We start from the raw sequence: 21,238 nt of genomic DNA, 5'->3' as shown, positions 1-21,238 counted from the left end.
GAGCACATAAGCGGGAGGTGAGGATGACTGGGAAATCGCCGTTCGAAGCACTGTCGGTCGAGACACTGGCGGGCCGTCTCGGTGCCAACGAGGCCCTGTGTTCGCAGATCGGCAAGGATACGAGCCAGTGGAAGGTTCGTGAAGTCGGCGACGGCAATCTGAACCTTGTGTTCATCGTCGAAGGTGCTGAGGGTGCGGCCGTCGTCAAGCAGGCCCTGCCCTACGTCCGGCTGGTCGGCGACAGCTGGCCGCTGCCGTTAAAACGCTCCTTTTTCGAATACCATGCGCTGACGCGGCAACAGGCACGGGCGCCGGGTTCGGTGCCTGAGATCTACCACTTCGATGAAGGCCAGGCGCTGATCATCATGGAGTACCTGTCGCCGCACATCATCCTGCGGCGGGCACTGATCGAAGGCCGGCAATTGCCGAACATCGCGAAAGACATCGGCTTGTTCATGGCCCGCACGTTGTTTCGCGGCTCCGACCTGCATATGGCGACCAAGGATCGCAAGGCCGATCTGGCGCTGTTCGCCGACAATGTCGAACTCTGCGACATCACCGAGAACCTGGTTTTCTCGGATCCGTATTTCGATGCCAAGATGAACCGGCACACCAGCCCGCAGCTCGACGGCATTGTCGCCGAGCTGCGCGCCGACCGCGACCTCAAGGTCGAGGCGCAGCACATGAAGCACATCTTCGCTGCCAATGCCGAGACGCTGCTGCATGGCGACCTGCATTCCGGCTCGATCATGGTCACCGACACCGAAACGCGGATGATCGATCCCGAATTCGCCTTCTACGGCCCGATCGCCTTCGACGTCGGCATGCTGCTCGCCAATTTCTGGATGGCGTTCTTCTCGCAGCGCGGCCATGAACAGGGCGGAAGCCGCGATGCCATGCGCGACTATCTGCTCGGCGTTACGGTCGAGACATGGTCGGTATTCCGCGTCGAGTTCTCGCATCTGTGGCGAACCGAGCGTACCGGCATGCTCTACCACAAGAGTCTGTTCGAGGATCAGGGCGACAGGCTTGGCGCCGAGCAGGCGCTAGACCACATGCTGCAGTCGATCTGGACCGATCTGCTCGGCTTTGCCGGCGTCGAGGTTCACCGGCGCATTCTCGGCCTTGCCCATAATGCCGATTTCGAGACCATTGCCGATCCTGATCTGCGCGCCAGATGTGAGGCAAAGGCGCTGAAATTCGGCCGTCACCTCGCCGTCAACCGGCGCCAGATCCACAGCATCGACGAGGTCAACCGGTTGGCCGCGCTGATCGAACGGGAGAGCAGGATTTGAACGTCGGCGACCGCCACTACCGCACCATCTGGCCGAGTGACGACGGGCGTTCGGTGGAGATCATCGACCAGCGCTGGCTGCCGCATGAGTTCCGCATCGAAAAGATCGATACCGTCGCCGGCATCGCCACGGCAATCCGCGACATGTGGGTGCGCGGGGCGCCGCTGATCGGCGTCACCGCGGCCTATGGCGTCGCCATGCAGATGGCCGACGACCCGTCGGATGCAGCACTCGACGCCGTCTGGGCAACCTTGCACGAAACGCGCCCGACGGCGATCAATTTGCGCTGGGCGCTGAACGAAATGCAGCGCTTCCTGCTGACGCTTCCCCTGGCAGAACGTGCCGCGGCTGCGTATCGGCGTGCCGGCGAGATCGCCGACGAGGATGTCGGCCTCAACCGCGCCATCGGCGCCCATGGGCTCGAAATCATCAAGGCGATCGCGGCGCGCAAGCAGCCGGGCGAACCAGTCAACATCCTAACCCACTGCAATGCCGGCTGGCTGGCCACCGTCGACTACGGCACCGCCACCGCGCCGATCTATCTGGCGACGGAAGCCGGCATTCCAGTCCATGTCTATGTCGATGAAACGCGACCCCGCAACCAGGGTGCCCAATTGACCGCCTGGGAGATGGCCGGCCACGGCGTGCCGCATACGCTCATTGTCGACAACGCCGGCGGCCATCTGATGCAGCGTGGCCAGATCGACATGGTCGTCGTCGGCACCGACAGGACCACCGCCGACGGCGATGTGTGCAACAAGATCGGTACCTATCTCAAGGCACTGGCCGCCGCCGACAACGACGTGCCGTTCTATGTCGCGCTGCCGTCGCCGACGATCGACTGGACCGTGGGCGACGGGCTGGCCGAAATCCCGATCGAACAGCGCTCGCCCGACGAGGTCTCGCTGGTCTGGGGCAAGACCGCTTCCGGCGAGATCGCCCAGGTCCGCGTGTCGCCGGAAGCCACGCCGGCGGCCAATCCGGCCTTCGACGTGACGCCGGCGCGGCTGGTCACCGGTTTGATCACCGAACGCGGTGTCGCTACGGCCTCGCGCGAAGGCCTGAAGACGATGTTTCCCGAGCGCGGATGATCCGCCGTCGGCGCCGCGATTGACAGCGTCATCCTGCCCTCCCATACATCTGCCGTCAATGTTCTCAGGGCGGGGTGAAAGTTCCCACCGGCGGTGAAGGGTTTCGGCCCAAGCCCGCGAGCGCCTTCCAGATGATCGGAAGGGTCAGCAGATCCGGTGTGATTCCGGAGCCGACGGTCAAAGTCCGGATGGAAGAGAACGAATGGAAGACGGTCCGCTTTCGCGGTTCGGATTCCGTATCGTGCGTCCTGATTCTGGTTCGAAACGGAAGGATGGACCCATGAATCAGCATTCCCGGAAAAACTATGAAACGATCCGCGTTGCCGTCATTCGGGCGCGCTGGCACGCCGACATCGTCGACCAATGCGTTGAAGCGTTCGAGGCGGAACTGGCGGTTCTCGGGGAGAAACGCTTTGCCGTCGATGTCTTCGACGTGCCGGGTGCCTATGAGATTCCCCTGCATGCAAAGACCTTGGCCCAGACCGGTCGCTATGCGGCGATCCTCGGCGCGGCGTTTGTCATCAATGGCGGCATCTACCGCCATGAATTCGTGGCGGGCGCTGTCATCGACGGCATGATGAACGTGCAATTGTCGACTGGCGTGCCCGTGCTTTCGGCGGTGCTGACGCCGCACAACTACCATGACAGCGCGGACCATCACCGCTTCTTCTTCGAGCATTTCAAGGTCAAGGGCAAAGAGGCGGCCAGTGCCTGCGTGCAACTGCTGGCGGCACGCGAACGCATCGCGGCATGAAATCTCCGTCGCGGGTGGAAATCCCGGTAAGGCGCTGTAGTATCTCACGAAAACCAGGGAGGATGCTGGTGCAGACCAAGAAGATCATCAATGACGGTAACCGCTCCGTCGACGAGATGCTGGAGGGCATCCTGGCTGCGCATCCGCGCCATCTCAGAAGTGCGGAGGGAAGTCCGCGCTCCATCATCGCCCGCGACGGCCCACGCCCCGACAAGGTCGGTCTCGTCATCGGTGGCGGCTCGGGCCACGAGCCGACCTTCCTCGGCTTCGTCGGCAAGGGGCTGGCCGACGCCGCCGCAATCGGCAATGTCTTCGCCTCGCCGCCGCCGGACCCGATCCTCGAATGCGCCAAGGCGGCCAGCGGCGGCGCCGGCGTGCTGTTCATGTACGGCAACTATGCTGGCGACGTGATGAACTTCGACATGGCCGCAGAGATGGCGGCGATGGACGACATCGAAGTGCGCACCGTGCTGACCACCGACGACGTCGCCTCGGCGCCACGCGACCAGAGGCAGAAGCGGCGCGGCGTCGCCGGCAATTTCTTCATTTTCAAGGCCGCCGGTGCCGCATGCGACCAGATGCTGTCATTCGATGAATGCGAGCGTATCGCCAGGAAGGCCAACGATCACACCTTCACCATGGGCGTGGCGCTGTCGCCCTGCTCGCTGCCGCAGACCCGCCGGCCCAATTTCGAGATCGGCCCGGACGAGATGGAGATCGGCATGGGCATTCATGGCGAACCAGGCATCGCGCGTGGAAAGTTGAAAACCGCCGACGAGATCACCGACGAGATGCTGGACAAGATGCTCGACGAGATGGCACCGGCGCGCGGCGATAAGGTCGCCGTGCTCGTCAATTCACTCGGCTCAACGCCGTTGATGGAGCTTTACATCATGAATCGGCGCGTCAAGCAGAGGCTCGACGACATCGGCGTTTCCGTCCACGCGACCTGGGTCGGCAATTATTGCACGTCGCTCGAAATGGCCGGCGCCTCGGTGACGCTGATGCATCTCGATGGCGAATTGCAGGAGATGCTCGACCATCCCTGCGACTGCGCCATGTTCCGCGCCGGCTGAGAGAGCATCATGACATCCACCGATACGGCCAAATTGAAAAAAATGTTCGATGCGATCGCCGCAGCGATCGACGCCGACAAGGACAGGCTCTGCCGGCTCGACGGCGTCATAGGCGACGCCGACCATGGCATCGCCATGGCACTAGGCTTCGGCGCTGTGCGCGACGCGCTGGACCAGATCGATGCGTCGACCGAGCCGACGGCATTGCTCAACACCGCGGCAAAGTCGTTTCTCAACGCAGTCGGCGCCTCGTCGGGCCCGCTCTATGCGACCGCCTTCATGCGCGGTGCCGCCGCCGTCAAAGGCAAGGCAATTCTGGAGGACGCTGACGTCATCGCCATGTTCCGGGCGATGGCACAAGGCATCCAGGATCGCGGCAAGGCCGAGCTCGGCGAAAAGACCATGGTCGACGCATGGCTGCCGGCAGCGCGGGCAGCGGGTGTCGCACAGGAAGCCGGCAAGAGCCTGTCCGAGAGCCTGGATGCGGCACTTGCCGCGGCCGAAAGCGGCGCCGAGGCGACCAAGGACATGATCGCCACCAAGGGCCGCTCTTCGCGTCTCGGCGAGCGCTCGCTCGGCCACGTCGATCCTGGCGCCGCGTCGGCCGTGACGATCGTCAGGGCGATGCGGAACAGTCTGGCTTAGCCCCGCTTCGCCGCGTCGAGCCTGTCGATGGCCTGGACATTGCCGGCCGATGGTCCCTTCTCATCGAATTCCGATGCGAGCCAGGCGTCGACGATCGACTTGGCCAGTTCCGGGCCGATGACGCGCGCGCCCATGGTGATGATCTGGGCGTTGTTGGATTTCGCCGCGCGCTCGGCCGAATAGGTGTCGTGGGTGAGTGCGGCGCGAATGCCGGGGACCTTGTTGGCGGAAATGGATACGCCGATGCCGGTGCCGCAAAACAGGATGCCGCGATCGTTCTCGCCGTCCAGGATGGTCTGGGCGAGCTTCTGCGACAGGTCGGCATAGTAGCCCGCCTGGCTGAGATCGTTGACCGTGAGGCCGGGCTTGGTGGCAAGGTGAGCGGCAATGACGTCGAGCAGCGGCTTGCCGGCGCTGTCGGCTCCAATGGCTATTTTCATGTTCGGTTTCCTTCCTGGTCGATGCTTCAGATCGCCGCCGAGGCGCGTTTGAGGATGTCGATATAGCCTTCCGCCTGCCAGGCGGAACGGCCGATGAACAAGCCGTCTATATTGGGCTGGCCGACCAATTCGGCGGCATTTTGCGGATTGACGCTGCCGCCATAAAGCACCGGCGGCACCACGGGCAGCAGGTCGCGGGCGATTTTCTTGATCAGCGCCTGCTGCTTGTCGGCATAAGCAGAACTTGCCGGCACGCCCTTGTCGCCGATCGCCCAGACCGGCTCATAGGCGAACAGGATCGTCGCCGCCTTCGCCGCCCCTTCGAGAAACTGCAGTGCGCCGTGCACCTGCAGGGCCAGTACCGCAGCGGCCTGCCCGCTGTTGCGTTGAGCCAAGGTCTCGCCGACGCAGATGAGTGGCACGAGACCGTGCTTCACCGCCGCTGCAGTCTTCAGCCCGACAGCCTTGTCGGTCTCGCCGAAATGCTCGCGCCGTTCGCTGTGGCCCAACTCTACCATATCAAGTTCGCAGTCTTTCAGCATTACCGGCGAGATCTCGCCGGTCCAGGCACCGGCGTCGGCCCAATGCATGTTCTGCGCGCCAACCTTGATGCGTGTCGGCGACAGCGCTTTCTTGACCTCGCGGACCGCCGTGAAGGGCGGGATGACGAAAGGCTGAATGCGCTCGTCGAAACCGGGGACGAACTTCGCCAGCGCCTCGGCGAAGGCCATCGCCTCGGCGAGCGTCTTGTTCATTTTCCAGCTGGTGCCAACCCAATAAACCATACGCGCCCTCCTACTCTGCGATCACGGTCAGCGAAACGCCAGCGCCATCCAGCGCGGCGCGCATCTGCGGCTGCGGCTCGCGGCCGGTGAAGACCATGTCGAAGGCCTTAAGATCGGTCAGGAAGTGCAAGGCGGTGCGGCCAAACTTGCCGTGATCGGCCAGCAGATATTTGCGCGCTGCTGCAGCCATCATCAGCCGTTTGGTCTGGACCACTTCCTGATCTTGGTGAAAGGCTGAGGCACCATGGATGGCCGATGAAGACAGGAAGGCGACATCTGCGCGCAAAGATTTCAGCGTGTCTTCGGCGAGCAGGCCGAAGAAGCCGTGGAACTTCTTGCTGTATTGGCCGCCAAGCGCAATCAGGTTGATGCCGGCAACGCCCGCCAAATCCTGGATGACAGCCAGGTTGTTCGAGATCACCGTCAGCGGACGCAGATCGGCAAGGTGCCGAGCAACGCCGCCCGCAGTCGAGCCGTCGTCGATAATCACCGTCTGGCCCGGCTCGATCATCCTCACGGCGGCGACGGCGATGCGCTTTTTCTCGTCGCCAGCCAATCTCTGGCGGTAACGGAAATCGCTCTCGAAAAGGCTGCTCGGCTGGATCGAGGCGCCGCCGCGCACCTTGCGCAGAAAACCGCTTTCCTCGAGCTCGTCGAGGTCGCGGTGGACGGTCATCTTCGACACGCCGAAACGTGAGGCAAGATCGTCGACACTGGCGGTGCCGATGTCCATCAGAAAATCCATGATGCCTTGCCGACGGCCGTCGCTCTTCATTTCCGCGGTTTCCTCGTACACCCCGCGTCCGAGATATAACAGCAAACGTCGCACAAGCCACCAAATTTTTTGTGATAATGTTATATCTCTATGGGATATCATGACGCTTCTGGTCGCGTGCTGTAACAAGAATTGCTGCCGGCCGAGCGCCCAGCGGTTGCGGTGCCGCGGAAATCCGGCCAGAAGCATCAGGGGCTCGACGACAACCGAACAGCCCGCAAACACTGGCCCGAAACCGGATACGGGAGACTACTGAGTGGCTCGCATCACACTGAGACAATTGCTCGACCATGCCGCCGAATACGGCTATGGCGTGCCTGCCTTCAACATGAACAATATGGAACAGGGTCTCGCCATCATGGAGGCAGCCGAGGAGACCAAATCGCCGGTTATCCTGCAGGCGAGCCGCGGCGCGCGAGCCTACGCCAACGATGTGGTGTTGGCCAAGCTGATCGACGCGCTGGTCGAAATCCATCCCGATATCCCGGTCTGCATGCATCTCGACCATGGCAACAACGAAGCCACTTGCGTCACTGCGATCCAGCACGGCTTCACTTCGGTGATGATGGACGGATCGCTGAAGGAAGACGGCAAGACGCCGGCCGACTACGCCTATAATTCCGGCATCACCCGCCGCGTCGTCGACATGGCGCATTGGGGCGGCGTCTCGGTGGAAGGCGAGATCGGCGTTCTCGGATCGCTGGAGATGGGTGGCGGCGAGCAGGAGGACGGCCATGGCGTCGAGGGCGTCATCAGCCACGACCAACTGCTGACCGATCCCGTGCAGGCCGAACAATTCGTGCGCGACACCCGTGTCGATGCGCTGGCCGTCGCCATGGGCACCAGCCACGGCGCCTACAAGTTCAGCCGCAAGCCGGACGGCGCTGTGCTCGCCATGAACGTCATCGAGGAAATTCACCGCCGCCTGCCGAACATGCATCTCGTCATGCACGGCTCGTCCTCGGTGCCGGAAGAGCTGCAGGAGATCATCAACAAATATGGCGGCCAGATGAAGCCGACATGGGGGGTGCCGGTCGAGGAGATCCAGCGCGGCATCAAGCACGGCGTGCGCAAGATCAACATCGATACCGACAACCGCATGGCGCTGACCGGCGCCATTCGCAAGGTGCTGACCGAGAACCCGAGCGAATTCGACCCGCGCAAATATCTGACGCCGGCGATGGCCGCCATGCGAAAGCTCTGCAAGGAGCGTTTCGAGCAATTCGGCACCGCCGGCAACGCACCGAAGATCAAGCCGCTGCCGCTATCGGAAATGGCCAGGCGCTATAAATCCGGCAGCCTCGACCCTAAATTCGGCTGATGTGTTCTGGATGAGCAGGGGCCGCATCGGCTCCTGCTCATCCATCATGCTCGCGGCAAAAGATCGGCCCTGCCGGCCTCGATGAAGGGCGCCCAATAGCCGACCGACTCGCGGATCATGGCGATGACCTGGTGGTCGACGGGCTCGCGCTCGCGGAACGACAATTCGAGGCAGATCTCGTTGTCGACGCCGCCGCCACGGCGAATCGTCTCCAGCAGCTTTTCCGGTGTGATGCGGCCGTCCTTGTTGTGGGCGGCAATGAACGGCCAATGGCCACCCTTGTTCATCGACGACTGCTTGACGTGGATGATCGGCGATTGCTTTGGAAAGGCTTCGGCCCAGGCATAAGGGTCGATGTCGTCCGGATTGCTCGACGTCACGTCGCCATGGTCGATGTCGACCATCATCTTGAGCGGGATCGCCATGCCGGCGGCATCGATCTCGCGCTGCAGCGTCCGGCAGCTCTCGATCGTATGGCCGAACTCGCGGCCGACCGACATCGGCTCCCAGAACAGGTAGATCAAGCCGGCGGCCTGGGCATGCTCGGCAACCTCACGCCAGCACGCCAGCGCGATGTCGAAAAGCCGCGCGCGACGTTCAGGATCGTCGTAATCCCGATGGGTGAAGATCGCGAACTGCGTACCCATGCCGCCGGCGCCGAGCTCGGCCGAAATTTCGGCAAAGGTCTTGAACCAGTCGACGTAGTAGCGTCGCACGTCGGCATCGGGATGGCCGAAATGATTGAGCCGGCCGTAAGGGCCGGTCATCGCCGAGGTCACGCGCACCCCGGTGCGGTTGAGAGCGGAGCGGAACAGGCGGGTGAATTTAGCGATCGTTGCCGCCGGCCAGCCGGGATTGATGAACTCATGCGTGAGCTGCACGTCGCGGATGCCGATGTCGTAGGCGATCGTATCGATCAGGTCGTCCGGTTCGGCAAAACGGTTGACCAGCGGATTGGTGTTGAGGGACAGCGTAAAGGCCATCAGCCGGCCTTCGCCAGCCGATTCGAACACCAGTCCTCGAACGCTTCTCTTTCCGCGCTGGACAGATGCAGGCCGTGCTTGGTGCGTCGTTCGAGAATATCGGCCGCGGTCTCGGCCCATTCGTGCTCGAGCAGGTAGTTAGCTTCGCGCTCGAAAAAATCCTTGCCGAAGCGCCGGCCCAGTTCGGCGAGCGAACCGGCCGCGCCGACCAGATCACGCGTCCTTGTGCCATAGAGCCGGCCATAATGCTTGACCAGGGAGGCGGGCATCCAAGGATATTCGTGGCCGAGGTCACCGAGGAACTGCTCGAAATCGGCATTGGCGATATCGCCGCCCGGCAGATGCCCTTTCGAGGTCCACGGCTTGCCCATCTTCGGAAAGAACGGGGCGATGCGGTCCAGCGCGTGCTCGGCCAATTTGCGGAAGGTGGTGATCTTGCCGCCGAAGACGGAAAGCAGCGGCGCCTGCCCTGCCGAAGCGTCGAGTTCGAAAATATAATCGCGGGTCACCGCACTCGGATTGTCGGCATTGTCGTCATAGAGCGGCCTGACGCCGGAAAACGAATGAACGACGTCGCCGCGCGCAAGCTGGCGCTTGAAGTAGCGGTTGACCACCTTGATCAGATAATCGATCTCGCCGGCATCCGCGGTCACGTCTTCCGGCCGCCCGTCATAGGGGATGTCGGTGGTGCCGATCAGCGCCAGATCGTTCTGGTAGGGATTGATGAAGATCACGCGCTTGTCGCTGTTTTGGACGAGATAGGCCTGTCGCCCTTCCCAGAATTTTGGCACGACAATGTGGCTGCCCTTGACCAGGCGCACGTTCCGCTTGGAGTTCTGGCCGGCCACGCGGTTGACGATGTCGTTGACCCAGGGACCGCCGGCGTTGATCAGCGCCCGTGCCCGGACTGTGGTCCTGACGCCGGTTCGACCGTCGCGCATCTCCACCGACCACAGGCCGCTTTCGCGACGGGCGGCAATGCAGGCGGTTCGGGTGAATATCCTGGCCCCACGCTCCGCGGCGTCGAGCGCGTTGATGACGACCAGGCGGGCGTCGTCGACCCAGCAGTCGGAATATTCGAAGCCGCGCTTGAAGGCGTCCTTGATCGGCGCGCCTTCGGGTGCGGTGCGCAGGTCGAGCGTGCGGGTGGCCGGCAGCCGCTTGCGGCCGCCAAGATGATCGTAGAGGAACAGGCCGAGCCGGACCAGCCAAGCCGGCCTGTCATCGGGGCTGTGCGGCAGCACGAAGCGCATAGGCCAGATGATGTGCGGCGCGGATTCGAGCAGCACCTCGCGCTCGATCAGCGCCTCCCGCACCAGGCGGAACTCGTAATATTCGAGATAGCGCAAACCGCCATGAACGAGCTTTCCCGATCGCGAACTGGTGCCCTCGGCGAGATCGTCTTTTTCGCAAAGAATGACCGACAGGCCCCGGCCCGCCGCATCGCGCGCGATTCCGGCGCCATTGACGCCACCGCCGATGACGAAGAGGTCGACGATTTCGGTTTCACCGTTCATCTCGCTCTATGCCCTGTCGTCAGCATGGATTGACCGGAGGCAGACCGGCGATGAAGCGGCGCACTTCCTCGGCCGCCTGCTCGGCCGCATAAGTCACCGTGCGCACCGACGCGCCGGCGATATGCGGCGTCAGTGTCACGTTCGGCAGCTGCAGCAAGGGCCAGTCGGCAGGCACCGGCTCGACGGCGAACGTCTCCAACATGGCACTGCCGATCTGTCCCGAGACGAGCGCCTCGTAGAGTGCATCGTAGTCGACCAGCGGTCCCCGCGCTGTATTGACGAAGATTACGCCTGGCTTCATCCGGGCAATGGCGTCCTTGCCGATGAGACCGCGCGTCTCTTCGGTGACCCGGGAATGCAGCGTGACCACATCGGAGCGCGACAGCAGATCGTCCAGCGCTACCAGCTCGACGCCGGCATTGCGGTCCTCGACGCTCAACTGCACATAGGGATCGCAGACCAGGATGCGACAGCCGAAAGCACGCAGCAGCCGAACCAGCCTGGTGCCGATATTGCCATAGCCGATGACGCCCACGGTCATTTCGTTGAGCTCGCGGCCGGTGCGGTCGGCGCGGTAGAGATCGCCGCGCCACTCGGCCTTGCGCAAGGCTTCGTGGCCGACGCGGATCAGCCGCGTTTCAGCGAGAATGGCGCCGATGGTGAACTCGGCCACGGCGCTGGCGTTGCGGCCGGGCACATTGACAACGGTAATGCCATGGGCCTTGGCGGCCGCCATGTCGATGTTGATCGGCCCGCCGCGCGATACCGCAACCAGCTCGAGCGTGGGCAGGCGCTGCATCATGCTTTCAGAGAGCGGCGCAAGCTGGGTGACGAAGATTTCGGCGTCGCCGATGAAGTCCACCACCTCGTCGGGATCGCCGAAATACTCCTTGACCTTGCCCAGACCAAGCGCGGCATTGCCGAATTGCATCGGCTCGTCGGGCCAAGCGGTCTCAATGCTGCGGATGTCGAGGTTGTCGCCGCAGGCCGCCTCGATTTTCTCGCGAAACACTTCCGGAAGCATGAAGCGGTCGCCGATGATCGCAATTTTCTTGGGCATGCTCTTCTCAATTCAAGTCGGTTTGCCTGGACGCGGCCATCGAACGCCAGACCGGCCGCAGCGCCTCATGCGCCAATGTGTAGGACGGAGCCATCGCCTCATAGGCACCGGCAAGTTTCCGGTCGCTGGGCTCGGCCGCACGGAGCAAAGGAGTGACCCATTCACTGACGCAATCGTCCATCGATGCGTACTGGCCGACGCAGACCGCAGCAATCATTGCGGCGCCCGCAGCACCGGCCTCCTCGCGCTCGCTGGTGCGAATGTCGGCGCCGACCGCAGCACCCAGGATCTTGCGCAGAGCCGGGCTCCTGGCCGCTCCGCCGGTCAGGCGGATTTCCTTGGGCAGTGGCCCCATGGCGGCGTAGCAATCGCGTGCCGCGAAAGCCAGCCCCTCGAACACCGCGCGGACCATGTCGGCATAGCCGTGCCTGGACGAAATGCCGATGAAGCCGGCCCTGGCATTGGCATCGACGAACGGGCCGCGCTCGCCGGCCTCCGAGACATAGGGCTGGTAGAGCAGCGAGCCTGGCTCGGACGACGATATCCACTGGTCGACCAGCGCGATCATCTCGCCATTGGTCCGCGTAATACCTTGCGAGGCGAGAATGCCGGAGGCGAGGCCAAGGACCCAGTCGATATTGAGCGTTGCCGCCATGTTCGACTGCATCTGCGCAAAGACGCCGGGTGCCGGCATCGTCATCGTGTAGCCGGTTGCAGCCTCGTTGAGCAGAACCTCGTCCGGCGTTTCGGCAAGCCGCATATGCATTCCGGTGGAGCCGATGATCGAGCATCCCGGCTTGCGTTCGCGATCGAACAGGCCGGCGCCGAGCGCCGTGCAGGCGACATCGACATAGGCCAGAACGACCGGTGTGCCGGCGAGCAGGCCAGTCGCATCGGCTGCTGCCACCGACAGCGAGGTGCTTTGCCTGGTGCCATCGACGATGGGCGGCAACAGATGCCGGAGATCGGTGACGCCGAGTACCTCGAGCACATCATCGCAATAGCCGCGCGTGCGGAAGTCGCCGAAGGTGAAGGTGCCCTCGGACGGGTCGGTGGCGCGATGGCCGGTCAACTTGAAATAGAGCCAGTCCTTGCAGTGGAACGCCGTCGCTGCATTGGCAAGCATCGCGGGCATGTGGCGCTTCATGAACACGAACTGCGATCCCTGCTGGCAGGCAGCGAGTCCGCTGCCGGTCTTTTCGAAGCGCAGCCGGTCCTCCGGCCGCGCGCGGATCTCCTCGACGACCGCGGCAGCGCGCGCGTCGAGCCACAGCCAGCCCTTGGCAACCGGCTCGCCATCCTTGTCGATCAGCCAGGTACCGTCGCCCTGCCCGGTCACGGCGATGGCAATGGTCCGGCTGGCGAGATCCGGCACCTTGTCGGCAAGCTCGCGCAAGGTCGTCGCGGTATCGGCCCAGGTGCGTGTCAGGTCCTGCTCGGCGCCGCCGCCCGGCAGTGTCTCGTATTTATTGGGCAGCGCGGCGGACGCGATCTGCCTGCCCGCCGTGTCAAAGGCGACGGATTTTATGACAGACGTGCCGGCGTCGATGCCGATCAGCACATCCTGCATCAAGCAAGCTCCGTGCCGTGCGAAATGGCATTGCCGCTCGCCTGATCGAAGACGTGAAGGTTTTTCGGATCGATGCTGATCTTGATCGGCGCGCCAAGCTCCAAGCGCGTTCGGTCATGTTCGACCAGGACCAGCGAACCGCCGGCGAAATCGGCGGCGATATGGGTCTGGTCGCCGAGCCATTGATTGGCCGAAACCGTCGCCGGCACACCATCCTTCGAGCGGCGGACCGCATAGGGCCTGACGCCGATGACGACGCGCTGCCGGTTGAGCAATTCGTCGCGAACCGGGCCGCTGAACGCATCCTTGTCGTAGTCGAGCGAAAGCCCGTCGGGCAGCTTGAGACTGATCTTGCCGGCAGCCGTGCCGACATAGGCCTCGAAGACATTCATCGGCGGCTCGCCAACGAAGGTGCCGGTGAACAGGTTTGCCGGCCGCTCCTTGAGCCTGTCAGGCGTATCGAACTGCTGCAGCACGCCGCCCTCCATGACAGCGATGCGATCGGCCAGCGCATTGGCCTCGGTCTGGTCGTGGGTGACCAGAATCGCGGTCAGGCCACGCTCCTTGATGAAATGCTTGATGCGGCCGCGCAGCACGGCGCGAAGCTGCGGCTCGAGCTGGCCCATCGGCTCGTCCAGCAGATGCAGGTCGGCCTCGCGGATCAGCGCCCGGCCGAGGCTGGCGCGCTGCTGCTGGCCGCCGGAGATCGAGCTCGGATAGCGCTCGAGAATGTCCTCGATCTCGAGCAGCTTGGCGATGTTGGCAACCTTTGCATCGACCGCACTCTTCGCCAGCCTGGCGGCCTTGAGGGCGAAGGCCATGTTCTCGCGCACGGTCAGCGGCGGGTAGAGCGAATAGCCCTCGAAGGCCATTGCGACGTTGCGCCTGACCGGCGGCAACGTGTGCACCTTGCGGCCGGCAACCGAGATTGTGCCGCGCGAGACCTCTTCGAAGCCTGCGATCATGCGCAATGTCGAGGTCTTGCCGCAGCCGGATGAGCCGAGCAGTGCCACGATCTCGCCCTTGGCGATTTCCATCGTCAGGTTCTTGACGGCGTGCACGCCGCGGTCGATCGGACCGTAGAACTTGTCGACGCCCGAAATGGTGATTGCGCTCGGGCTCATGCCGCTTCTCCACTGCGCAAATTGACGACATTTTTCGAGCCGATGCGCTCGCCGCTTGCACGATCGAACAGCAGGGCGCTTTTGCTGTCGACAGCGATATGCGCCCTACCCTCGGATTGACCCGGTATCCCGGACGGACGCGAAACCAGGATTTCACGGCCGCGCACGGTGCGCACCAGGGTGACGATCTTCTCGTTGAGCGGCGTCTCGGCCTCGACCGTCACCGGGATGGCGCCGGACGTGCCTTCGTCAACAAAGGCCAGCGCCTCCGGCCGCAAGCCTATCACGCAGTCACGGCCGACCGCCGCCTCATGCGCGCCGGCCAGATGGACCTGGACATTGGACAGGCCGACATAGACGCCCTTGGCATCCCGGGACGGCTTGACGTCGAGCAGGTTGATGGTCGGGTCGCCGAACAGTCGGGCGATCTCGACGTTGGCCGGCTCGCGATAGATCTGTTCGGGCGTGCCGAGCTGTTTCACGACGCCTTGCGACATCACTGCGATGCGATCGCCAAGCGCCATCGCTTCCTTGTAGTCCTGGGTGACGTAGACAACGGTTGCGCCACGATCGGCGAGCAGCCTTGGCAGTTCGAGCCGCATTTCGAAGCGCAATTTGGCATCGACGTTGCGCAAGGGATCGTCGAGCAGCAGAAGCGGCGGCGAGCCGACCAGGGCGCGGGCAAGCGCGGTGCGCTGCTTCTGGCCGTTGGACAGCGCCCGCGGCTTGTGGCTGAGCACATGGCCGATCTTCAACAGCTTGCCGACGCTCTCGACGCCGGCCTTGATCGCGCCCTGCGACGAATGCTTCGCCTGCAGCGGCGTGGCGATGTTGTCGAACGCCGTCATATGCGGGAACAGCGCGAAGTTCTGGAACGCCATGCCGACGCCGCGGAACTCGGCGTCGACGTCGGTCATGTCCTCGCCGCCGATGAGGATCTTTCCCTCGTCGGGGTCGATGACGCCGGCGACCAGCCGCAATAGCACCGTCTTGCCGGCGCCGGACGGCCCGAACAGGACCAGCGTTTCGCCGTCGGCGACGGTCAGCGACAGATTGTCGAGAACGGTCTGGCTTTTGTAGCGCTTGACGATGTTTCGCAGTTCGAGGCTTGCCATCGGACTATCCTTTCACCGCGCCAAGCGACAGGCCTTCGACGAGATAGCGCTGCGCATAAAGCGCGAGCGCCAGCGTCGGCGTGATCGACAGCACGATCGCGGCTGAGATCTGGCCGTACTGGATGCCGGAGGAGGTGATGAACGCCAGCGCGCCGACCGTCACCGGCTGCTTGTCGGCCGAAGCGAGCACCAGCGCAAAGACGAAATTGTTCCAGGCGAAGATGAAGGCGAGCAGGCCGGCAGCGGCAATGCCCGGCCCGGCGAGCGGCAGCGCGATCTTGCGGAAGGTGGCAAACCAGGAATGGCCGGCGATGCGGTAGGCGTATTCGATGTCGGCCGGAATATCCTCGAAATAGCCGCGCACGATCCACAGGATCAGCGGCAGGCAGATCAGCTGGTAGACCCAGATCAGCCCGATATAGGTGTTGGCCAGCCCGAGCTTCTGGAAATAAAGGGTGAGCGGCAAAAGCACCAGCAGCGCCGGCGCGAACCGGAACGACAGCAGCGTGAAGGCGATGTCCTCCGAGCCGCGGAATTTGTGCCGGGCAAAGGCATAGGCTGCGGGAACGCCGAGCAGCAGCGCGACGGCAACCGAGGTGACCGACAGGAAGACGGAATTCCAGAGATTGCGCATGAAGGCGATGTCGAGCGTGCCGGCTGCCGTCATCAGCTTGCCTGTGATCAAGGCGGTGTAGTTGGCGAGCGTCGGCTCGAAGACAAGCTGCGGCGGGATCCGCAGGATTGTCTCGTTGGTCTGGAACGACATCATCAGGATCCAGACGATCGGGAACATGAAGAAGATCACGACCAGTGCCAGGGCTATGCCACGCAGGATGCGTTCGAGAAGGGAGGTGTGTTCCATGCCAGCCTCCTATGCATGGCCGCGGGCGCGTTCGCGCAGCCGCAGCCAGTTCTTGATGAAAATGTTCGAGAGGAAATAGGTAATCGCCCACAGGATGATCATCAGTGCTGCCGAGCGGCCGACATTGGTCGACTGGAAGAAGTTGAGATAGGCCTCCACCTGGAAGACGGTCAGCGTATCGCCCGGCCCGCCTTGGGTCATGGCGTAGATGATGTCGAACTGCTGGATTGAATCGAGCAGGCGGAACAGCGTCGCTGTCAGGATGTAGGGGGTCAGCATCGGCAGGGTGATGCGGAAGAAGACGAAGCTGCGCGGCACGCCGTCGAGTGCTGCCGCCTCGAAGGGCTGCGTCGGCAGGCTGCGCAGTCCGGCAAGCAGCAGGATCATGATGAAAGGCGTGTAGACCCAGATGTCGACAAGGACGACGGTGAGCAATGCCGTCGACGGAGACGAGGCCCAGCGGAAATCCTGCAGCCCGATCAGGCTAGCGAGATAGCTGAGCACACCGAAGCCGGGATTGGTCATCAGCTTCCACATCAGCGCGGCGAGCGCCGGCGCCGTCATCAGCGGCATCAACAGCATTATCGAGATGAAGTTGTTTAGCGTCGAGCGCTTCTGCAGCAGCATGGCGATGCCGAGACCGAGAAGCAGCTCGAGCACGACGGTGATGCCGGCGTAGAGCAGCGAAATCTCCAGCGTGTTCCAGAACTTCGGGTCGGTGAAGAAGGAGATATAGTTGTCGCCCCAGTTGAACTGCCGCGCCCAGGGTTGGCTCAACCGGTAGCGCTGGAACGAATAGACCACCGAGGTCAGGAACGGGATCAGGATTCCGATGCAGACCAGCAGGGCCGGCAGGCTGAGGAGGTAAGGCAGCACACGCTTGCTGATCCTGAAGCCCGACGGCGTGTTTCTTTGTATTGTCGCCGCAGTCATCTGCTGCTCCGTCATCCTGTTGCTTCGCCGTCCCGGCCGCCCAAGGGAGCAAGGCGGCCGGGCGGGCGAGCAGGCGGCACCTTTCGGGACCGCGTCGCAAACGTATCACATCTCAAAGGCTGGCCCGCGACGGGCCAGCCTTTGCCGCCCCTTAGCCGAGCCCGGCTTCCTTGAGCTGGCCGTTGATGCTCTCGGCCAGCTTGTCGAGGCCCTCGTCGACCGGCACTTCCTTGGCCACCATCTTCTGCAGCGTCGCCGCCCATTCGGTGGTGAGATCGAAGAACAGCGGCTGCGGAGTGAACTTGATGCTGGCGCCCGGCGCCGAGACGTCGAACATCTCGACATAACCGGGATAGCTCTTGTTCAACTTGTCCCGGAACATCTGGTCGTTCCAGACCGACTGGCGGACCGGATTGACGAAGTCCATCTTGGTCGCACCGAACAGTGCATGCTCGGGTCCGGATGCCCATTGCATGAAGTACCAGGTGGCGTCCTTGTCTTTGGAGAAGTTGGACATCGACAGCGACCAGATCCAGATATTGGGCGTCGGTGCCTTGGCGGCGGGATTGGCCTTGAACGCCGCGAAGGCGAGCTTGCCGGCCATCTTGTTATCGCCGCCATTCATGAAGTAGCCGAGAATGTCGGCATCGTAGATCATCGCCGAGGCGCCTGCACCGAGATCGGTGCCGACCTGGTACCAGGTGTAGGTCGACCAGTCCTTCGGGCCGCTCTCCTGAATCATCTGGACCCACTGTTTGTGGAAAGCCTTGGATTCGGCGGTGCTCATCGCGGCCGACAGCTTGCCGTCAGCCGAGACGTTCAGGTCCTTCTGGTCGAAATTGGCGTAGGCCGACAGGAAGCCCGGGTGGATCGTCGCCCAGGAGCGCGAGCCGCGCACGCCGATGCCGTAGACGCCACCGCCGACGTCCTTGGTGAGCTTCGCCGCCGTAGCGACCATCTCATCCATATTGCCGGGAACGCTGACGCCGACCTTGTCGAACATGCCCTTGTTGTAGGTGATGTTGTTCTGTTCGAAACCCCACGGAATGCACCACTGCTTGGCGTCGTCGGAACCGAGCACTCCGCCAGGCTGGCCGTTCCAGGCGCAGGACTTCCTGACGCCGGGCAGGAAGTCGTCCCAGGCATATTTCGGGTTGGTCTTGGCCGGATCCTTGATCCATTCGTTGAGGTCGGTGATCCAGCCGGCCGGGCCGTAGGTCCAGGTCATGTAGGCGCCCGTCATGAAAGCATCGTATTCGGGCGAGCTGGCCGACAGCGCGGCGGTAACCTTGTCGAAATAGACGTCTTCGGGGAACACGTCATAGACGACATTCATGCCGGTCAACTGCTTGAAATTGTCGAGGTTGGCGATCATCGCATCGGCGTAAGGATGCTTGTTGAGCAACAGCTTGATGGTCTTGCCCTTATGCGCCTGCCAGTCGAAATCAGCCGCCAGGGCGCGGGTCTGCCCGAAATTGAGCAGTGTGCCGGCGGTGCTGGCGGCAAGGCCCATTGTACCGAGGCCCTTGATCAGCCCACGGCGGTCGACTTGTCCACGCAGGAACGCGTCGATGAGGTCTTTCTCTTTCTCACGCATTTCTCTTCTCCTCCACAGGGTAGTTTCAACGAAATGGTTGCCGGCTACCCGACCGGCGTCTGTTCCACGAGCGATCGCGCCGTCCGCTCGTCGGTTATCAAGCCTTTGAGATAGCGGCCCTCCAGCACTGACTTGATGGCGCGAACCTTCACCTTGCCGCCGGCAACGGCGACAATCCTGCGGTTGCTGATGTCTTCGCGCGCCAGCGCCAGCGCCCGGTCGGAAAGCGTCGTCGCAACGGCCTTTCCGGCGTTGTCGAAGAAATGCCCGAGCAGTTCGCCGACGCCGCCATTGCGGCGGATCTCCTCCATCTCGCCCTTCTCGATCATACCGGTGGCGACAAGCGAGGCCTCACGTTCGGCGGTGCCGATGCCGGCGATAAGCAAGTCGGCGGACTTGGCGAGGTCGAAGACATCGCTGACGCCCTTCTGCCCGAGCAACACGGTTCGATCCTCGACCGTGTTGGCGAACATCGGTACGGGCATCACATAGGCCTCCGCACCGGTCCGTTCCGCGACGCGGTGGATGACGTCATGCGGATTGGCCGAGAACTTGCGCGTCAGGCCGCCAAGCAGCGAGACGAAACGGATCCGGCCGGCCGATATGCGCGGCAGATACTCCACGCAGGCGGCAAGCGTGCGGCCGTGGCCGACGCCGATCAGCGCCTCTTCGCCGCGTTCGATCTCGCGCTTGAGAAACTGCGCGCCTGCGATGCCGAGCGCCTTGAGCGGCAGGTCTTCGGCATCGAAGTCCGGAACTACCTCGCAATAGTCGAGGCCGTAGCAGCCGGACAACTCGTCCTCAAGCTCCACGCATTCGGAGACTTCGCCGTCGATATAGACTTTGACCAGGCCTTCCTGATTGGCCTTGGTGATCAGGCGATGCGCCTTGAGGCTGGTCAGGCCGAGCCGCTTGGCGACCTCCGACTGGGTCAGGCCGCCGGCATAGTGAAGCCAGGCGGCACGGGCTGCCATACCTGTCTCATCGTCGCGCAGCAGGCCGTTGCCAAAACCAACCATTTCCGCCCTTTGATATTTTTATCAGTTGCTGCAAAATTTTTCACAAGGCGTCGCCCGAGTCAAGCAACCGCTGCGTTTAAATCGCCGACTAGGAGCTTGCGGGCCGGGGTCGATAGGGCCGCGCTACCCAACGGGCAAGAAATCACATCGACCGCGCACCATTTAAAACGTTTGCAATTTCGCTTGAAGTGATTACAAACGTTTCAAACTTCGTTCGGGAGGAACGATGCCGGCCCGCGTTACGACCCTCAAGGAACTTGCTGCGCAGCTCGGCCTGTCAATCACCACCGTTTCGCGGGCCCTTGCCGGCCACGAGCAGATCGCCTTGAAAACGCGCCAACGTGTCACCGAGGCCGCGCGCCTGGCCGGCTATGTGCCGAATACCGCAGCCCGCACGCTGGTCTCCGGCCGCAGCGGCTTTGTCGGCATGGTGCTGCCGATCCGCGGCCCCAATCTGGTCGATTCCTTCCTCGGCGAATTCGTCACAGGGCTCGGCGAAGGGCTGGTTTCGCACGGCTCCGACCTGATCCTGGCCGCAGCGGCGCAGGGCCAGTCGGAACTTTCCGTGCTTCGCCATGTCGTCGAATCGGGCCGCGCCGACGGGGTCATCGTCACCCGTATCGCCGAGGTCGACGAGCGGCTTGCCTATTTGCGCCAACGCAATTTCCCGTTCGTCGCGCATGGCAGGCTGCTCGACGGCGACTTTGCCTACCATTGGCTCGATACCGATGGCGCGCATGCTTTCGGCGAAGCCTTCGACATGCTCTACAACCTCGGACACCGGCATTTCGGCCTGGTGACGATTTCCGAGCCGATGACGTTTCGCCATCTTAGGCAGGATGGGCTCGCCGCCGCGATCGCCCGCCGGGGCGATCCGTCGGTCAGGCTCGATGTGGCGACGGCGCCGCGTTTCGATCGCGGTGCCCGCATCCAGGCGATCAACCGGCTGCTGCACGCTGCCGAGCGGCCGACGGCCATTGTCGCGCTGTTCGACGAGCTGGCGCTGACGGTCATGGAAGAGGCAGGGCGCGCCGGACTTGCCATTCCTCACGACCTGTCGGTGATCGGCTTCGACAACATAGCCGCCTCCGCCTATGCGCCGCCGGGGCTGACCACTTTCGACGCCTCGATCCGCCAGTGCGCGCGCGAGATCGGCGAGATGCTGCTGACCGTCATCGGCGACAGGCCGACCAAGCCGCTGACGCGGCTGGTGCGGCCGATACTTGTCTCGCGGGCAAGCCATGGCCCGACACCTACAGGACGGAACTGACGCCTT

20 protein-coding genes and 1 riboswitch are annotated in these 21,238 nt (G+C 63.2%); of the genes, 7 read left to right on the top strand and 13 right to left on the bottom strand.

Annotation, left to right across the window (positions count from 1 at the left end; translation table 11 throughout):
* Positions 1–23 precede the first annotated feature (23 nt).
* The 5 genes from mtnK to dhaL all read left to right on the top strand — a co-directional run bounded on the left by mtnK (position 24) and on the right by dhaL (position 4,861).
* Positions 24–1,295, top strand: coding sequence for an S-methyl-5-thioribose kinase (gene mtnK / locus NKJ17_RS13185; RefSeq protein ID WP_352505325.1), 1,272 nt, complete (start codon positions 24–26; stop codon positions 1,293–1,295).
* A complete protein-coding gene (mtnA, locus tag NKJ17_RS13180) occupies positions 1,292–2,386 on the top strand; it encodes an S-methyl-5-thioribose-1-phosphate isomerase (RefSeq protein WP_352505326.1) in 1,095 nt (364 codons plus the stop codon). The genes mtnK and mtnA overlap by 4 nt, the downstream gene beginning before the upstream one ends.
* 56 nt (positions 2,387–2,442) lie before the next feature.
* A riboswitch (FMN riboswitch) is annotated at positions 2,443–2,590 on the top strand.
* A 76-nt stretch (positions 2,591–2,666) separates the two neighbouring features.
* Positions 2,667–3,140, top strand: coding sequence for a 6,7-dimethyl-8-ribityllumazine synthase (locus NKJ17_RS13175; protein ID WP_352505327.1), 474 nt, complete (start codon positions 2,667–2,669; stop codon positions 3,138–3,140).
* 68 nt (positions 3,141–3,208) lie between these two features.
* Positions 3,209–4,216, top strand: coding sequence for a dihydroxyacetone kinase subunit DhaK (locus NKJ17_RS13170; protein ID WP_352505328.1), 1,008 nt, complete (start codon positions 3,209–3,211; stop codon positions 4,214–4,216).
* A gap of 9 nt (positions 4,217–4,225) precedes the next feature.
* Complete coding sequence (gene dhaL, locus NKJ17_RS13165; protein WP_352505329.1) at positions 4,226–4,861, top strand: dihydroxyacetone kinase subunit DhaL; 636 nt, start codon at positions 4,226–4,228, stop codon at positions 4,859–4,861.
* Here dhaL and derI read toward each other — a convergent pair.
* The 3 genes from derI to NKJ17_RS13150 are packed head-to-tail and all read right to left on the bottom strand — an operon-like array spanning position 4,858 to position 6,861.
* On the bottom strand, positions 4,858–5,301 hold the full coding sequence (gene derI / locus NKJ17_RS13160) for a D-erythrulose-4-phosphate isomerase (protein ID WP_352505330.1): 444 nt from the start codon (positions 5,299–5,301) through the stop codon (positions 4,858–4,860). The genes dhaL and derI overlap by 4 nt on opposite strands.
* 26 nt (positions 5,302–5,327) lie before the next feature.
* Positions 5,328–6,086 (bottom strand): triose-phosphate isomerase, encoded by a 759-nt coding sequence (locus NKJ17_RS13155; protein WP_352505331.1) that lies wholly within the window; start codon positions 6,084–6,086, stop codon positions 5,328–5,330.
* Positions 6,087–6,096: 10 nt separating this feature from the next.
* The gene (locus NKJ17_RS13150; protein ID WP_352505332.1) at positions 6,097–6,861 is read right to left on the bottom strand and encodes a DeoR/GlpR family DNA-binding transcription regulator; all 765 of its coding nucleotides are present in this window, start codon (positions 6,859–6,861) and stop codon (positions 6,097–6,099) included.
* Positions 6,862–7,117: 256 nt separating this feature from the next.
* Here NKJ17_RS13150 and fba point away from each other — a divergent pair, with 256 nt between their 5' ends.
* Positions 7,118–8,182, top strand: a complete 1,065-nt coding sequence (gene fba, locus NKJ17_RS13145; protein WP_254818718.1) for a class II fructose-bisphosphate aldolase — start codon at positions 7,118–7,120, stop codon at positions 8,180–8,182.
* A gap of 44 nt (positions 8,183–8,226) precedes the next feature.
* On the opposite strand, the gene NKJ17_RS13140 is transcribed toward fba, so the two are convergent.
* The 10 genes from NKJ17_RS13140 to NKJ17_RS13095 all read right to left on the bottom strand — a co-directional run bounded on the left by NKJ17_RS13140 (position 8,227) and on the right by NKJ17_RS13095 (position 19,962).
* On the bottom strand, positions 8,227–9,165 hold the full coding sequence (locus NKJ17_RS13140; RefSeq protein ID WP_352505459.1) for a sugar phosphate isomerase/epimerase family protein: 939 nt from the start codon (positions 9,163–9,165) through the stop codon (positions 8,227–8,229).
* Positions 9,165–10,682: a glycerol-3-phosphate dehydrogenase gene (locus tag NKJ17_RS13135; protein WP_352505333.1), complete on the bottom strand. Its 1,518-nt coding sequence runs from the start codon at positions 10,680–10,682 to the stop codon at positions 9,165–9,167. The genes NKJ17_RS13140 and NKJ17_RS13135 overlap by 1 nt, the downstream gene beginning before the upstream one ends.
* Positions 10,683–10,701: 19 nt before the next feature.
* Positions 10,702–11,742, bottom strand: coding sequence for a 2-hydroxyacid dehydrogenase (locus NKJ17_RS13130; RefSeq protein WP_352505334.1), 1,041 nt, complete (start codon positions 11,740–11,742; stop codon positions 10,702–10,704).
* Positions 11,743–11,749: 7 nt separating this feature from the next.
* Positions 11,750–13,312, bottom strand: a complete 1,563-nt coding sequence (locus NKJ17_RS13125; protein ID WP_352505335.1) for an FGGY-family carbohydrate kinase — start codon at positions 13,310–13,312, stop codon at positions 11,750–11,752.
* Positions 13,312–14,436 (bottom strand): ABC transporter ATP-binding protein, encoded by a 1,125-nt coding sequence (locus tag NKJ17_RS13120; RefSeq protein ID WP_352505336.1) that lies wholly within the window; start codon positions 14,434–14,436, stop codon positions 13,312–13,314. Before NKJ17_RS13120 ends, NKJ17_RS13125 begins: the two co-directional genes overlap by 1 nt.
* Complete coding sequence (locus NKJ17_RS13115; protein ID WP_352476539.1) at positions 14,433–15,551, bottom strand: ABC transporter ATP-binding protein; 1,119 nt, start codon at positions 15,549–15,551, stop codon at positions 14,433–14,435. Before NKJ17_RS13115 ends, NKJ17_RS13120 begins: the two co-directional genes overlap by 4 nt.
* A gap of 4 nt (positions 15,552–15,555) precedes the next feature.
* On the bottom strand, positions 15,556–16,413 hold the full coding sequence (locus tag NKJ17_RS13110) for a carbohydrate ABC transporter permease (protein ID WP_023676025.1): 858 nt from the start codon (positions 16,411–16,413) through the stop codon (positions 15,556–15,558).
* Between the two features lie 9 nt (positions 16,414–16,422).
* A complete protein-coding gene (locus NKJ17_RS13105; protein WP_352505337.1) occupies positions 16,423–17,346 on the bottom strand; it encodes a carbohydrate ABC transporter permease in 924 nt (307 codons plus the stop codon).
* Positions 17,347–17,497: 151 nt separating this feature from the next.
* On the bottom strand, positions 17,498–18,943 hold the full coding sequence (locus NKJ17_RS13100) for an ABC transporter substrate-binding protein (RefSeq protein ID WP_352505338.1): 1,446 nt from the start codon (positions 18,941–18,943) through the stop codon (positions 17,498–17,500).
* Positions 18,944–18,987: 44 nt separating this feature from the next.
* Complete coding sequence (locus NKJ17_RS13095; RefSeq protein ID WP_352505339.1) at positions 18,988–19,962, bottom strand: sugar-binding transcriptional regulator; 975 nt, start codon at positions 19,960–19,962, stop codon at positions 18,988–18,990.
* A gap of 226 nt (positions 19,963–20,188) precedes the next feature.
* Between NKJ17_RS13095 and NKJ17_RS13090 the strand changes: the two genes are divergently transcribed.
* Entirely contained in the window at positions 20,189–21,232 is a 1,044-nt protein-coding gene (locus NKJ17_RS13090; RefSeq protein WP_352505340.1) for a substrate-binding domain-containing protein, read from the top strand.
* Positions 21,233–21,238 lie beyond the last annotated feature (6 nt).

Source organism: Mesorhizobium sp. M0208, from assembly GCF_040322015.1.
Taxonomy (GTDB): domain Bacteria; phylum Pseudomonadota; class Alphaproteobacteria; order Rhizobiales; family Rhizobiaceae; genus Mesorhizobium.
Note: the sequence above shows the minus strand (reverse complement) of the source record. Positions and strands in the feature narration are given on the sequence as shown.

Excerpts from the sequence above, each read along its gene's own strand:
- mtnK (WP_352505325.1), top strand. The coding sequence starts at position 24 with ATGACTGGGAAATCGCCGTTCGAAGCACTGTCGGTCGAGACACTGGCG.
- NKJ17_RS13175 (WP_352505327.1), top strand. The coding sequence starts at position 2,667 with ATGAATCAGCATTCCCGGAAAAACTATGAAACGATCCGCGTTGCCGTC.
- dhaL (WP_352505329.1), top strand. The coding sequence starts at position 4,226 with ATGACATCCACCGATACGGCCAAATTGAAAAAAATGTTCGATGCGATC.
- derI (WP_352505330.1), bottom strand. The coding sequence starts at position 5,301 with ATGAAAATAGCCATTGGAGCCGACAGCGCCGGCAAGCCGCTGCTCGAC.
- NKJ17_RS13155 (WP_352505331.1), bottom strand. The coding sequence starts at position 6,086 with ATGGTTTATTGGGTTGGCACCAGCTGGAAAATGAACAAGACGCTCGCC.
- NKJ17_RS13150 (WP_352505332.1), bottom strand. The coding sequence starts at position 6,861 with ATGAAGAGCGACGGCCGTCGGCAAGGCATCATGGATTTTCTGATGGAC.
- NKJ17_RS13140 (WP_352505459.1), bottom strand. The coding sequence starts at position 9,165 with ATGGCCTTTACGCTGTCCCTCAACACCAATCCGCTGGTCAACCGTTTT.
- NKJ17_RS13135 (WP_352505333.1), bottom strand. The coding sequence starts at position 10,682 with ATGAACGGTGAAACCGAAATCGTCGACCTCTTCGTCATCGGCGGTGGC.
- NKJ17_RS13130 (WP_352505334.1), bottom strand. The coding sequence starts at position 11,742 with ATGCCCAAGAAAATTGCGATCATCGGCGACCGCTTCATGCTTCCGGAA.
- NKJ17_RS13125 (WP_352505335.1), bottom strand. The coding sequence starts at position 13,312 with ATGCAGGATGTGCTGATCGGCATCGACGCCGGCACGTCTGTCATAAAA.
- NKJ17_RS13120 (WP_352505336.1), bottom strand. The coding sequence starts at position 14,436 with ATGAGCCCGAGCGCAATCACCATTTCGGGCGTCGACAAGTTCTACGGT.
- NKJ17_RS13115 (WP_352476539.1), bottom strand. The coding sequence starts at position 15,551 with ATGGCAAGCCTCGAACTGCGAAACATCGTCAAGCGCTACAAAAGCCAG.
- NKJ17_RS13110 (WP_023676025.1), bottom strand. The coding sequence starts at position 16,413 with ATGGAACACACCTCCCTTCTCGAACGCATCCTGCGTGGCATAGCCCTG.
- NKJ17_RS13105 (WP_352505337.1), bottom strand. The coding sequence starts at position 17,346 with ATGACTGCGGCGACAATACAAAGAAACACGCCGTCGGGCTTCAGGATC.
- NKJ17_RS13100 (WP_352505338.1), bottom strand. The coding sequence starts at position 18,943 with ATGCGTGAGAAAGAGAAAGACCTCATCGACGCGTTCCTGCGTGGACAA.
- NKJ17_RS13095 (WP_352505339.1), bottom strand. The coding sequence starts at position 19,962 with ATGGTTGGTTTTGGCAACGGCCTGCTGCGCGACGATGAGACAGGTATG.
- NKJ17_RS13090 (WP_352505340.1), top strand. The coding sequence starts at position 20,189 with ATGCCGGCCCGCGTTACGACCCTCAAGGAACTTGCTGCGCAGCTCGGC.